At 33.8% G+C, this 13,608-nt stretch carries 17 protein-coding genes; 5 read left to right on the plus strand and 12 right to left on the minus strand.

The genetic code is table 11. The features are described 5' to 3' along the window. The 10 genes from R1X58_RS13270 to R1X58_RS13315 form a co-directional block, all read right to left on the minus strand. Positions 1–795: a cation transporter gene (locus R1X58_RS13270; protein WP_240574641.1), complete on the minus strand. Its 795-nt coding sequence runs from the start codon at positions 793–795 to the stop codon at positions 1–3. Positions 796–910: 115 nt separating this feature from the next. Next, positions 911–1,930 carry a TQO small subunit DoxD gene (locus R1X58_RS13275; protein WP_240574299.1) on the minus strand — a complete coding sequence of 340 codons (1,020 nt, stop codon included), beginning with the start codon at positions 1,928–1,930 and terminating at the stop codon, positions 911–913. A 14-nt stretch (positions 1,931–1,944) separates the two neighbouring features. Further along, the gene (locus R1X58_RS13280; RefSeq protein WP_240574297.1) at positions 1,945–2,367 is read right to left on the minus strand and encodes a DsrE family protein; all 423 of its coding nucleotides are present in this window, start codon (positions 2,365–2,367) and stop codon (positions 1,945–1,947) included. Between the two features lie 145 nt (positions 2,368–2,512). Beyond that, positions 2,513–2,887, minus strand: a complete 375-nt coding sequence (locus R1X58_RS13285) for a hypothetical protein (protein WP_240574294.1) — start codon at positions 2,885–2,887, stop codon at positions 2,513–2,515. Between the two features lie 75 nt (positions 2,888–2,962). Then, positions 2,963–3,409: an SRPBCC family protein gene (locus tag R1X58_RS13290; protein WP_240574291.1), complete on the minus strand. Its 447-nt coding sequence runs from the start codon at positions 3,407–3,409 to the stop codon at positions 2,963–2,965. Between the two features lie 282 nt (positions 3,410–3,691). Next, positions 3,692–3,949, minus strand: coding sequence for a DUF6952 family protein (locus R1X58_RS13295; RefSeq protein ID WP_188221844.1), 258 nt, complete (start codon positions 3,947–3,949; stop codon positions 3,692–3,694). Then, positions 3,930–4,244 (minus strand): thioredoxin family protein, encoded by a 315-nt coding sequence (locus tag R1X58_RS13300; RefSeq protein WP_240574288.1) that lies wholly within the window; start codon positions 4,242–4,244, stop codon positions 3,930–3,932. The genes R1X58_RS13295 and R1X58_RS13300 overlap by 20 nt, the downstream gene beginning before the upstream one ends. A gap of 7 nt (positions 4,245–4,251) precedes the next feature. After that, entirely contained in the window at positions 4,252–4,893 is a 642-nt protein-coding gene (locus tag R1X58_RS13305) for a peroxiredoxin (protein WP_240574285.1), read from the minus strand. A 139-nt stretch (positions 4,894–5,032) separates the two neighbouring features. Beyond that, complete coding sequence (gene nhaC, locus R1X58_RS13310) at positions 5,033–6,502, minus strand: Na+/H+ antiporter NhaC (RefSeq protein WP_240574272.1); 1,470 nt, start codon at positions 6,500–6,502, stop codon at positions 5,033–5,035. 123 nt (positions 6,503–6,625) lie between these two features. After that, the gene (locus R1X58_RS13315) at positions 6,626–7,840 is read right to left on the minus strand and encodes an aminotransferase class I/II-fold pyridoxal phosphate-dependent enzyme (RefSeq protein ID WP_240574269.1); all 1,215 of its coding nucleotides are present in this window, start codon (positions 7,838–7,840) and stop codon (positions 6,626–6,628) included. Between the two features lie 160 nt (positions 7,841–8,000). Between R1X58_RS13315 and R1X58_RS13320 the strand changes: the two genes are divergently transcribed. The 5 genes from R1X58_RS13320 to R1X58_RS13340 all read left to right on the plus strand — a co-directional run bounded on the left by R1X58_RS13320 (position 8,001) and on the right by R1X58_RS13340 (position 12,034). Further along, positions 8,001–8,462, plus strand: a complete 462-nt coding sequence (locus R1X58_RS13320; protein WP_240574266.1) for an Lrp/AsnC family transcriptional regulator — start codon at positions 8,001–8,003, stop codon at positions 8,460–8,462. A 95-nt stretch (positions 8,463–8,557) separates the two neighbouring features. Beyond that, a complete protein-coding gene (locus tag R1X58_RS13325) occupies positions 8,558–9,064 on the plus strand; it encodes a hypothetical protein (protein ID WP_240574264.1) in 507 nt (168 codons plus the stop codon). 21 nt (positions 9,065–9,085) lie between these two features. Next, a complete protein-coding gene (locus tag R1X58_RS13330; protein ID WP_240574261.1) occupies positions 9,086–9,808 on the plus strand; it encodes a hypothetical protein in 723 nt (240 codons plus the stop codon). Positions 9,809–9,821: 13 nt separating this feature from the next. Then, a complete protein-coding gene (locus tag R1X58_RS13335) occupies positions 9,822–10,544 on the plus strand; it encodes a hypothetical protein (protein WP_240574258.1) in 723 nt (240 codons plus the stop codon). 692 nt (positions 10,545–11,236) lie between these two features. After that, the gene (locus tag R1X58_RS13340; RefSeq protein ID WP_240574252.1) at positions 11,237–12,034 is read left to right on the plus strand and encodes a sensor histidine kinase; all 798 of its coding nucleotides are present in this window, start codon (positions 11,237–11,239) and stop codon (positions 12,032–12,034) included. 26 nt (positions 12,035–12,060) lie between these two features. Here the strand turns inward: R1X58_RS13340 and R1X58_RS13345 are convergent, their stop codons facing one another. Both R1X58_RS13345 and panB read right to left on the minus strand, forming a co-directional pair. Then, complete coding sequence (locus R1X58_RS13345) at positions 12,061–12,756, minus strand: RluA family pseudouridine synthase (RefSeq protein ID WP_240574249.1); 696 nt, start codon at positions 12,754–12,756, stop codon at positions 12,061–12,063. A gap of 16 nt (positions 12,757–12,772) precedes the next feature. Further along, the gene (gene panB / locus R1X58_RS13350) at positions 12,773–13,591 is read right to left on the minus strand and encodes a 3-methyl-2-oxobutanoate hydroxymethyltransferase (protein WP_188215535.1); all 819 of its coding nucleotides are present in this window, start codon (positions 13,589–13,591) and stop codon (positions 12,773–12,775) included. Positions 13,592–13,608 lie beyond the last annotated feature (17 nt).

The following is a 13,608-nucleotide window of genomic DNA, read 5'->3' on the forward strand; positions in this document are numbered from 1 at the left end:
TTATTTACTGAGTTTTAAAATTCTTAAAGCCCCTTGAACAACGAGAATAAAAACTATTGTTCCTATGATTAAATCAGGTTTATTAGATTGCAACCAAAGCACTAAGAGTCCGGCGATGATTACACCAAGATTGATAATAACATCGTTTGAAGTGAATATCATGCTCGCTTTCATATGTGCTTCTTCTTTACTTTTAGATTTTTGTAAAATGTAAAGACAAATACCATTAGCGATAAGAGCAAAAACTGAAACGATAATCATGGTTGAAAAATTAGGAAGTTGTTCGGCATTTAAAAAACGTCTGATTACTTCAATAAATCCAATAATTGCTAATGTAATTTGAAAATATCCAGCAATTTTGGCTATGCGTTTTTTTTTGACGACTGTGCCGCCCACAGCAAAAAGACTAATACCATATACAAAACTATCGGCAAGCATATCTAAACTATCGGCTACTAATCCCATAGATTTTGAAATCCATCCGGTAAGTATTTCAATAATAAAAAAAGCAAAATTAATAGCAAGAACCGTCCAGAGCAGTTGTTTTTGGTTGCTGTATTCTTCAAATTGGGTTTGCTCACTAATTTCGGTTAAAGTTTTTTGACTTCCTAAGTTAAGCTCTGCTAAGGCTGTTTCAATGGTATCTGAAGTTTCGGTATGATAAACAAATAATTTTCGGTTGGGAATATCGAAATCTAAATGGTTAATGTTTGTGAATCCTTCTAATTTCATACGAATCAGATTTTCTTCCGAAGGGCAATCCATTTTAGTAATTTCAAAAGTGGTTTTGTTCATCATTAAAAGATTTATTCCATTATAAAATTAACAATAATCTTTCTTCTGGAATGAAATGAATCTTTAAAAATAAAAAGCGGTTCAGATATGTTTTCCGAACCGCTTTTGAATGTTTTTAACGTTTAACAATATTGTGCTCCCAGTATAATCCGCTAATATCGGTTATTTTCAAGGTGTAATTGCCTATAGGAAGTTTTGTTAAAGCATCATTTTTAAATATTAAGTTTGCTTTTCCGCCAAGCGGAATAACTAAACTATGCTTACCAGGCTTGATTTTAGTGATGTAATAATTCGAAATGTTTTCATTGGTTAAATGAGTCAAATCTTCCTGATTATAACTCAAAACACGTTGATTGGCTTCGTTGAATAGCTCGATAGCAATGGTCCATGATCCGTAAACATCGACACCCTCGGTTCGGTAAACATCAAAAGACAATGTGTTGTTTTTAATCATTACGTTGGTAATTTCAAGTTTTGGTCTTATAGATTTGTTATGCAGCGTTCCCCATAAACCGCCATGAAAAACCTGATTGGTCATGAGTGTAATTCCTAAAATAAGTAGGGAACAGGTAAGTACAACTTTTGGAAATACAGCTTCTTTAATAGGTAAAATACCAGAACCTAACCAACTAAACCATTTCCTTTTGGTGAAAGCAAATTGGTTTGTTATAAAATAATGATCTAAAGAATATTTACCACTTCCGGTTAGGAATAATATAAATCCGGTAGCAATACCAAGAACGCCTATTTGCCATTCGTCGAGGCAGGTGGTGCCAATCCAGCCAGAACCTAATAAAATGCCCATAGCTAAACCAAAAACGCCAATACTTGACAGGCGGGTAAATAATCCAATCATAATAAACAGACCAACAATGCCTTCAATAATGGTAAATAAAACCATATTCCACCAAAGCACATCTGGGTTTTCAACCATGTATTGAATTAATGGTTTTATGCCCAGAGCATTCGGTAAAAAGTGATTGAATTTTTCACCAATATAATTAGCTGTGTCCGGTTCTAATTTATCGGTTAAAATGGTGCGCCTCCAAAAGGCTGAAAAATAAGTCCAACCAATAACCAATCGAAGTGCAAGCGCCATTAAACCGGCATCGTTTTTTATTTTAAAAGTATTCATTGTGTAGCGTTAGTTTATATGGTTAGACTTATAAATCCTTGTTTTTTAAGCTGAAATGCGTATAGTATACCGTTTTCTACAACTTGAATATTCTTTGGTAAATCGGCGGGATTTACATTGAATTTGTTTAATGAGAGTCCGCAGATAAATATTTTTACTTGATTTGAATTAATGTCTTTTAAAAGCGCGTTAAATTCAGAATTATCAGCAATATCCTGAACTGTTTTTCCGCAGAACACAACATATAAATTACCATAGGTTTTGCCGTCTTCTTTGGCTAAGGCATTAGCTGTGATTAATGCAGGTTTAAGTTGCTGAATATTTTTTGAAAGGATTAAGTAATTTAATGTCTCGGCGTTTTCGTTTTGTGCCTGTAATGTTATGGCAGAAAATAGAACGAAACACCACATTGTAATATGTTTTATTGGGGTTTTCATGTTTTTGAATTTTAGAAATGGATATACAAAGGCTTATGCTTTTTGTCTATTATAAAGCATATAGTATTGTAATTTTATAAATCTTAAAGTTGAAATGCTATTCGAAAAAATGACTAGCTATCGAACAGCAAAGTGGTGATAAAAATTACAGATAATCTTTAAAATTCTGATATAAAATATAAAAAGGAATATGAGAAACCCTGTGAAACAGTGTTTGGGTTAAAGATGAAGGTTCTTCGTGAAAATCTGTAATGATGAGAACAGCTTCAAAAGGTTTAAATTCGGCAAAAAGCCTTTGCTTAGTCTGTTTTTCCTTTACTGTTAATTCAATTGAAGTATCTGAGTCACTACAAGTCTGACTAAATGTTGTTTTGTTCTTGTTAGATATTTCGGTTTGCGGAATGCCTAATTCCTCTTGAATAAAGTTTCTAACCTTACACGGTGAAAGCATCAATAACAAAGCTAATCCTAACAAGGAGATTGCTTTTAGTATGATGTTCTGGTTAGATTTTTCGAGCATAGAAACAAATATACACAAAGCTATAGGCTTATATTGTTATACTTTTCTTAATAAAATAAAGTTTTATCGATTTGTTTAATCAGGAATATTGGGTTCTACCAGTTTCGTGAGTTTATCTAAAGATTCCTGCCAACCCAGATAACATAATTCAACAGGAATAACTTCTGGAATATTTTCCTGAGTTATGGTGAGTTCTACACCACAGGAAACTTCGTTAATCTTTACGCTGGTAATCATAACGCCGGGAAGGTTGGGGTCGTCAAAACCATCGGTATGTTTAATGAAAGAATTAGGTTCTAACTCTAAAAATTCACCACCAAACGAATGACTGTTACCTGTTGTAAAGTTGGTAAACGACATTTTGTATTTACCTCCAACGTTAGCTTCAAACTCATGAACAGTACACAAAAAACCATAGGGTGGACTCCATGAAGATAAAGCGTTGGGTTCGGTAAAGGCTCGAAAAACTTTTTCAGCTGTACTTTTAACAACACGGTGTAATGTGACTTTGTTTGTTGCCATGATGAAAGAGAATTAAAAGAAACTTATTCTTCTTAAAAATAGTAAATATTTTGGTTTTTATAATTAGTTAGTTTTGCTAAGTGATTTAGGGGTTTCATTCGAGTCATGTTCGACATTTGTTCGGGGATTCTTCGGTAAAAGCCAGTATTTACGAAGAAAACTCGAATAATTCCCGAAGGAATATCGAAGTACAACCAAATAAAAAAGCCATAATTCAATAAAGAATCATGGCTTTTTTAGTACTAAATAATTTCTACGTTACTCGTAAGTCGAGAGCATTGTTTATTTGTCAATAGAACCTAAAACGCGACCCATAAAATTGTTAAGGGCTTCTTTTTTAGGTGTACCGTCTTTAATCATTTTATTAACTTCAACAGCACCGTACATATTAGAGATTAGCTCTCCAATAACGTCTAATTCTTCATCTTTTAACGAAGGTACTTCGGTTAACGCTTCAAGAGTTTCGATAGTTTCGATCACGAAATCTTCATCGTTCTCTTCAATAAATTGCGTTAAATGCTTAATTACTGGTAACTTCATTTACTAAATCTTTTAAAACTTCGAATTTGTTTGTTTGTACTTGATTTACAAAAGCTCCGGCTTTAAAAGTTGCGAATGTAGGTAAGTTATCTACAGTTGCTAATTTTCTTGATTCCGGGAACTTTTCAGCGTCGGCCATTACAAACGTAACGTTTTCGTTTTCTGTTGCTAATTTTTTAAATTTAGGCTTCATAATGCGGCAATTACCACACCATGTTGCAGAAAACTGTACAACTACAGTATCGTTTGATGATACAAGTTCTGTTAAATTATCTTGTTCTAATTCTTTAACCATGGTTAAATTAGTTTAATTGTGCTAAGTACTCAGCAGTTCCTTTAGCGTTAGCTTGCATAGCTTGCTTACCTTCTTCCCAGTTAGCAGGACAAACTTCACCTTTTTCTTGAACGTGAGTTAATGCGTCGATTAAACGTAAATATTCGTTAACGTTTCTTCCTAATGGCATATTGTTAATGCTCTCGTGTTGTACTAAACCGTCTTCGTCAATTAAGTAAGTTGCACGGTAAGTTACGTTATCTCCTTCAACTTGAACTGTACCAGTTTCTTCGTCGTAAGTTTCTTTAGTGATATCTAAAATACCTAAAATGCTAGATAAATTTCTGTTGCTATCTGCTAATAATGGGTAAGTTACACCTTCAATACCACCATTATCTTTAGCAGTGCTTAACCAAGCAAAGTGTACTTCTGGAGTATCACAAGACGCACCAATAACAATAGTGTTACGTTTTTCGAACTCACCTAAAGCTGCTTGAAAAGCATGTAATTCTGTAGGACATACAAAAGTAAAATCTTTTGGGTACCAGAATAAAAGTACTTTTTTCTTGTTGTTAACTGCTTCTTCTAAAACGTTTACTTGGAAAGTATCTCCTAAGTCGTTCATTGCGTTAACATTTAAATTTGGGAATTTTTTTCCTACTAATGCCATGTTTTTTTATTTAAAGGTTATTTGTTTTTAACGCTGCAAATATAGAAACGAGACAGGATTTATTCGATTAATAAAATCTTAAAAATCTATTGAGTAATAGGTTTTAATTATGGAAACGTATTATGGTTATAGTATGGTGTTATTTATCAGTAAGTTGTCTTATTTTAATTGATAATGCTGCAAATAATAAAGTTGTAAACGGACTTAACCAATTAAAAATGGCATACCCGGCATAATGTAAAGTATCTACACCTAAAACGCCACTTTGGTAAGCACCACAAGTATTCCAAGGAATAAGAACTGATGTTACAGTTCCTGAATCTTCAAGCGTACGACTTAAATTTTCAGGTGCAAGGCCTTTTTCTTTATAGGCGTTAGCATACATTTTTCCTGGGATAACAATGGCCAGATACTGATCGCTGGCACTAATATTTATTGCTAAACAACTACCAACGGTACTTGCAAACAGACCAAATGTGCTATGAAAAACTTTAAGAAGTGATGTGGTTATTTTCGCTAAAGCGCCTATACCATCCATAATACCTCCAAATACCATTGCGGAAATGATTAAAAGTATGGTCCAGATCATGCCTTGCATACCGCCTGAAGCAAATAAATCGTTAAGCTTTTCATTTTCGGTAGTAATTTGTGTATCGGTTAAAATGGCATTTATGATACTACTCAGTTTTGTATCTGATAACTGATTTAAAATATCGGGTTGAAAGATGAATGAAAATACCGCTGCCAATAAAACTCCGGCACTTAAAGCTATCGTTGGTTTGGTCTTAAATAGGATTAATGCGATAACCACAACAGGTACAATAAAAAGTAAAGGTGTGATTTTGAATGTTTGTTCTATAGTAAGTAATAAGCCACTCAAATCGGCATTTCCGGAGGTTTCAACATTTAAACTTAAAACAGTAAAAAACACAAGGGTTACAATTAGCGTCGGCACCGTAGTGATACTCATATAGCGAATATGTGTGAATAAATCTGTTCCAGCCATGGCAGGAGCTAAGTTAGTCGTATCACTTAATGGTGACATTTTATCTCCAAAATAAGCACCTGAAATTACAGCACCCGCTATCATGCCTGTGTCAATACCTAAAGCTGTACCGATACCAACTAATGCGATACCAACGGTAGCAGAGGTTGTCCACGAACTTCCTGTTGCAATCGAAATAATAGCACATATAATTACCGATGCCGGTAAGAAAATAGTAGGATTTAATACCTGCAAACCATAGTAAACCATGGCAGGAATTACACCACTGATTAACCAGGTTCCTGCTAAGGCACCAACTAAAAATAAAATGATGATAGGCGTAAAAACACTTTTTAGGTTTTCCCAGATTTCTTTTAGCATAATTTTGATGCTAACCTTATTAAAAAACCCTACAATAGCCGCAACGGCACCACCCAGTAGTAAAATAATTTGATTGGTGTATGTTCCAAACCATTCCTGACCGTCTACAAAAAAGATGTTATAAGCCAGCATACTCATAAGAATAAGAACAGGAATTAAAGCTTCCTGGATACTTAATTCTTTGTTTTTAATGACATGTATGTTACCGGCTTCAAATTCAGAAATATTTTTGTTGTCGTGCATTGTTTAGGAATTAGAATGTAATGTTACAATTTTGCAAGAAGTTACGCAAATTCAATTTCAGTAGGTAAAATAAAAAAAAGACAACCTAAAAAAGTTGTCTTAATGTTTTTTGTTTAAATGGTTTTAAACCATTGAAGGTTGAAGAACACCTAGTTCTTCCATGCATTTTCGCATTATCGAATATGTGCGTTCTATATCGGCATCTAAACCAATGGAAAAACGTATTAATCCATTGCTTAAGCCCATTTTTTGTTGCTCTTCTATTGGAATTTCTGAAGAAGTTGATGTTCCTGGTGCCGAAAATAAAGTTTTGTAAAAACCTAAACTAACCGCTAAATAGCCTAAGTTTTTATGTTGCATGAGTTCCATTAGGGCATTGGCAGTATCTAAATTGCCAACATCTATGGTAAGCATACCACCAAAACCGTAAGTTTCATTCATCATGCTTTTAAATAATTCATGAGACGGATGCGATTCTAAACCCGGATACACGGTTTTTAAACCATTAGCTTCAAATTTTCTAGCTAAGAATAAAGCGTTTTTACTATGTTGTTGCATACGTATATGTAAGGTTCTTAAGTTTTTTAAAATGGATGCCGCACGCAGGCTATCCATGGTTGGTCCCAGCAACATAGCTGCTCCGTTATTTACATTTCGTAAATCGTTTATAAAGTCCTGTGTGCCACAAACTACGCCGCCAACGGTATCACTGGAGCCGTTTATGAATTTTGTTAAACTATGAATTACCACATCGGCACCTAAGGTCTTTGGAGCAATAGACAGGGGAGAAAAGGTATTATCGACCACCAGTTTCAGGTTATGCTTTTTTGCGAGTTGCGATAAGCTTTTAATATCTGCAACTTCTAATAACGGATTACTTACAGATTCACAGTAAATAACTTTCGTGTGTTTTGTTATAGCAGCTTCAACAGCATTTAAATCCGTAATGTCTATAAATGAAGTTGAAATATTAAATCGAGGCATGAAATTTTTCATAAAGGCATAGGTTCCGCCATAAATCGTACGGCTTGAAACAATATGATCTTCGCTTCCGCATAATTGCAAAAGCACCGAAGTTATCGCACCCATTCCTGAAGCTGTTACATTGGCAGTCTCAGTGCCTTCCATGGCAGCAAGGGCTTCACCTAAATATAAATTAGAAGGCGAGGAGTGTCTGGAGTACAGGTAGCAACCATCGGCATTGCCCTCAAAAGTATCGAACATGGTTTTTGCCGATAAAAACGTATAGGTTGATGAATCGGAAATGGATGGGTTTACACCTCCAAATTCACCAAAATACTGTAAATCCTGAATGTTATTTGCGGGTTTAAAAGTCATAGCGGTTTGAGTTTAAAGTAGACTTTAAATTACAAGTATTTAGAAGGAATTACAACAGTTTTGTGATATGTTAGATTATAAATCTATAATTTAGTGTTTATGTAGATTATTTTAAAGATATTATAGTCTCGAATGAATTTTTAATGAAAAATTTTCTGTTATGATTTTTGATAGTATCGATAAAAAGCTTTTAGAGCTTTTACAAACCGATAGTAAACAAACCAACAAGGAACTGGCTAATAAATTAAATTTATCGGTTACTGCCGTTTACGAGCGCATTAAAAAACTGGAAAAAGAAGGTTTTATTAGCAAATATGTAGCTTTAGTAAATAAGCATCAGGTGAATAAGGCATTTGTGGCGTTTTGCCATATTAAACTGGAAAAGCATGCGCAGGATGTAGTTATAAAATTTGAAAATGAAGTGGCAAAATTAAATGAAGTTTTGGAATGTCATCATATTAGTGGGGAGTACGATTACCTGCTTAAAGTTATGGTTGAAGACATGACAGCTTTCAGGGAATTCATGGTAACCAAACTCACGAGCATCAGTCATATTGGGAGTACACACAGCATGTTTGTGATTAATGAAGTGAAATATAGTACAGTTATAAACTTCGAATAATATGAAAAGGATTACTAGAGTAATCAATAAATACCTATTTAGTGAAATCTTTTTTATACTTTTATTACACCTAAAAACTCACAAACCAATTAAATATGAAAAAATTAAGTTATGTATTTCTTGGTGTCGTTATAGGAGGTTTACTCACCTTCTTTTTAACTCCTAAACCTGTTAAGGAAGCGGTACCAGTAGTAATTAAACCAAAAGGGGTCATTCCGGTGGATCAGGCTATTATACTTAATAATAACTGGACAAAGTACCGAAAAAAAGCAGTCGATTCGGCGGCTAAAGCGCAAGGTGCCACTAAAGAAGATACGCGTTCTGTAGAATGGTCTTTAGACGATATCAAGGACTATTTAGCCTGGGCACAACAGGAAGCCGACACCTTGGGGTATTCTTTTACAGGTATTCGTGTATATCTTGGGGTGTATGGTAAAAATGCCGGGCAATCAAAACAAGATTTAACAACCATGTTTATTGCGCCTATAGGACATAAAAATACAAATCAGGCAAGTAGTGTTAATATTTCTTTACAGAGAGAAGAACCTATTCCTGTAGACCCGCTTAACGTAGGTGGAGGTGGTCAAGGCGATTATCCTTGATAAAATTTAATTATAGACAAATTGAAAGATTTTTTACTTGAAAATTATCTTTTGCTAACTACTATTGTGGAATATTCGGCAGCTGTAACGGGGTTAATACTTTATAATAAGTATAAGCATACAGCTGCTAAATATTTTATATGGTTTTTATGGTATTTATCCATCTGTGATTTTGCCAGTAATTACACGCGATGTATTAAAGACGACGGACTTTTTAGTTTTTTAGAGGGTACAGTTTTTGTGCAAAATTACTGGTTTGCTACTTTGTATTGGTTTATAGGGGCAATTGTTTTTGTGTCATTTTATTTTAGTAAGATTTTAAATAATTCAGTGTTTAAAACTATAATTAAATACACTACTTCTGCTTTTGTTTTAATGTCGTTTATATGGGTTTTCACCCATTGGGAAGCATTTTTCAAGATTTTTTTTCCTGTTATAAATGTTACGGGAGCTTTAGTAGTATTCATGTGTGTCATGTTTTATTTTATTGAAGTATTGCTGAGCGATAAAATTTTAAACTTTTATAGGTCATTAAATTTCTATATCGGTTTCGCATTTTTTATCTGGTGGACCATTACAACGCCTTTTGTGTTTTATGGAATTTATTTTGGAGGCGGAGACATGGTATTTAGAAAATTACAGAGCCTAATGTATTTAATCGCCAATATAGCTATGTATCTAACCTTTACGTTGGCTTTAATCTGGTGTAGACCGGAGAAAAAAACAGAAGTTTCATTAGTTTAAATTTAAATAGCTTTTGCAAGATTTCTTACTTAAAAATTATTCTTTAATTACTAGCTTAGTAGAATGTTTAGCAGCTGTAACAGGTTTAATACTTTATGCAAAGTACAGACATACAGCTGTTAAATATTTTATTTGGTTTTTAGTGTATTTGTCCATTTGCGATTTTGTTAGTCTCTATACTTTTTGTATAAAAAATGACGGGATCTTTAGCTTTTTAGAAGGTACAGCTTTGGTTTCTAACTATTGGTGGACCACGTTATACTGGAAAATTGGGGCTATTCTGTTTTTTGGTTTTTATTACAACCAAGTTTTAACCAATTCTATTTTCAAAAAAATTATTAAATACAGTACCTATAGTTTTTTACTGTTTTCAATAGGATATATTTTAACGCACTGGCAAGCTTATTTCAAAGTTTTTTTTCCAATAATAAGTGTCTTAGGAGCTATCGTAATTTTTATGTGTAGTATTTTTTATTTTCTTGAGATTTTGCTGAGCGATAGAATTTTAACATTTTACAGGACACTGGACTTTTATATTAGTTTAGCCATTTTTATTTGGTGGTTGATAGTGACTCCAATTGTATTTTATGAAATTTATGGTTCTCATGGTGATGAAAATTTTAGAATTACAAGAAAGTTATTGTACTTAATAGCTAATGTATTTATGTATTTAACCTTTACTTTCGCTTTAATTTGGTGTAGACCGAAGAAAGATACTGAAGCGGTATTAGCCTAAATCTAACAACAGGTGGAAGACATTATCTATAAACATAGATTGATTTTAACTACTCTCGTAGAAATACTTCCTGCTATTGTTGGTTTGTTGTTGTATAAATATTATAAAGATACACAGGTTAAATATTTCATATGGTTTTTAACCTACTTAACAATTTGTGATTTTATATCAAATTATTATTTACTCATTAAAAATGACGGAATTTTAAGCTTTTTGAAAAATACTGTCATTTCTGGTACTTGGTGGTGGGTAACATTGTTTTGGGATATTGGAGCTATTTTGTTTTTTAGTTTTTATTATCAAAAGGTTTTAAATACGTCTATTTTTAAATCTATAATAAAGTATAGCTCTATTGTATTTTTGGTGTTTTCTGTAGGGTATATTTTTATGAATTGGGAAGCATTTTTTATTATGTTCTTTCCAATAATTAGTATTTTGGGAGCTATAATCATATTTATGTGCTCTATATTTTATTTTATAGAAATTCTGTTGAGCGATAAAATTTTAACTTTTTACAAGTCTATTAATTTTTACATCAGTTTTACTATTTTTATCTGGTGGCTAATAACAACTCCTATTTTGTTTTTTGAAATTTATGGATCAAATAATGATTTGGAATTTAGAGCAACCAGAAATATGTTGTATTTAATGGCTAATATTTTTATGTATTTAACTTTTACATTTGCTTTATTATGGTGCAAACCACAGAACGATTAGCTAGTACGGCTTCAGAGCGGTATTTATTAATTTATTCGGTTTCGGTATTATTTATCGTTACGGCATTGGTGGTAATCTTTTTTGTCGTGTTTTTAAAACGAAAAAATAAACTGATGCTGGAAAAACTCGAGCAGGAGCAGGCTTTTGAAGCCGAGATTGTTCAGGCACAAACCGAAACACAGGAACAAACCCTTAAAAACGTAGGGTGGGAGCTGCACGATAATATCGGGCAATTACTGTCGTTTGCCAATATGCAGCTCAGTATTTTAAAAATGCAGGTAGATAATGAGACCAAAGAAAAGTTTAAAGATACTACTGAAGCTTTAAAGGAAAGTTTGGCTGAAGTTCGAGCATTGTCTAAAACCTTGAATAACGAAGTAGTTTTAAATCAAGGGTTTGAAAAGTCAATTACCAACGAGTTAAACCGACTGAAGAAAATGAAATTTAAATCGGCAGAACTGGAAATTATTGGAAATAAAATTGAGTTTAAAAACAGAAAACACGAAATCATTATTTTTAGGATTATTCAGGAGTTTTTATCGAATTCCGTAAAATATTCCGAAGCCGATAATATTAAAGTCCGATTGAACTATCAACCAGAAAATCTAATCGTTACTTTAACAGATGACGGCAAAGGTTTTGATGTCGATGAAGCAGAAAAAGGCTCCGGATTAATTAACATGCGCAGCCGCGCCACTTTAATAAACGCCGACATTAACCTGCAGTCTCAGGAAGGAGAAGGGGTAAAGTTAATATTAAATTATCCCCTTTAGTTTTAGTCTGAGTAATTGAAGAGATCCTACTTACAGGCGTCCCAAATCGGATCGTTAGGTAATGGCGCCGTAATACTTACAGGTTCTTTTTTTACGGGGTGTTCAAATGTAATATGTCTGGCATGCAAATGGATGCTTCCATCTTTATTACTACGGTCGAATCCGTATTTTAAATCCCCTTTTATCGGGCATCCAATATTCGATAATTGTGAACGAATTTGATGATGTCTTCCGGTTTCCAGATTCACTTCAAGCAGGTAATAATTATCGAGTTGATTTAAAGTTTTGTAGTGTAAAACAGCTTTTTTGCTGTCTTTTACTTCCTTAGGGAAAGCGGTAGATTTGTTATTCTTTGGGTTTTTCTTTAACCAGTTAATTAAGGTGTCACTTGGTTTCGGAGGTTCATTTTTTACAATTGCCCAATAGGTTTTATGTATGTCTTTCGATACAAAAAGGGCGTTCAAGCGTGGTAACACCTTGCTGGTTTTAGCAAAGATAACAAGCCCGGTAGTAGGTCTGTCTAAGCGGTGTACGACGCCCAAATACACATTACCGGGTTTGTTATACTTGTCTTTTATATACGCTTTAACAACGTCGCTAAGTGGTTTATCTCCAGTTTTATCGCCTTGCACAATATCTCCAGCTCTTTTATTCACCACAATAATGTGATTGTCTTCAAATAAGACCTGGAGGTTGGATTTGTTAGATAAAACTTTAGACATCTCTAAGCGTTAGAAATTAATATTGCTCTTGATCACTAGGAAAATCAAGGGTTTTCACATCATCAACATACTGAGAAATCGCTGAAGTCATGCCTTCATATAAATTCATATAGCGACGTAAAAAACGCGGATGGAATTCATGAGTCATGCCTAACATATCGTGAACTACTAACACCTGACCATCAACGCCATTACCAGCGCCAATACCAATAATTGGAATGCTTACACTTTCGGCAACTTGTTTCGCTAATTTCGCCGGGATTTTTTCAAGAACAATCGCAAAACAGCCAACTTTTTCAAGCATTTTTGCATCTTCAATTAAGCGTTTAGCTTCTTCTTCCTCCTTAGCACGAACGGTATACGTTCCGAATTTATAAATCGATTGTGGTGTTAATCCAAGGTGTCCCATAACTGGAATACCAGCGTGTAAAATACGTTTAATGGATTCTTTTATTTCTTTTCCGCCCTCAAGTTTAACAGCGTGTCCGCCGCTTTCTTTCATGATCCTAATGGCAGAACGCAGGGCTTCTTTTGGGTCACTCTGGTAAGAACCAAATGGTAAATCTACAACAACCAAAGCACGTTCAACAGCACGAATTACTGAAGACGCATGATAAATCATCTGATCTAAAGTAATAGGTAATGTGGTTTCGTGACCTGCCATAACGTTACTGGCAGAATCTCCAACAAGGATCACGTCAACACCAGCACCATCAACAATTTTAGCCATGGTATAGTCGTATGCCGTAAGCATCGAAATTTTTTCACCATTAGCTTTCATGTCAACTAAAGTTTTGACTGTAATACGTTTATATTCTTTTTTTGCAGTAGACATTGTATTAATTTTTTAAG

It is taken from the genome of Aestuariibaculum lutulentum, from assembly GCF_032926325.1.
Classification (GTDB): Bacteria; Bacteroidota; Bacteroidia; order Flavobacteriales; family Flavobacteriaceae; genus Aestuariibaculum; species Aestuariibaculum lutulentum.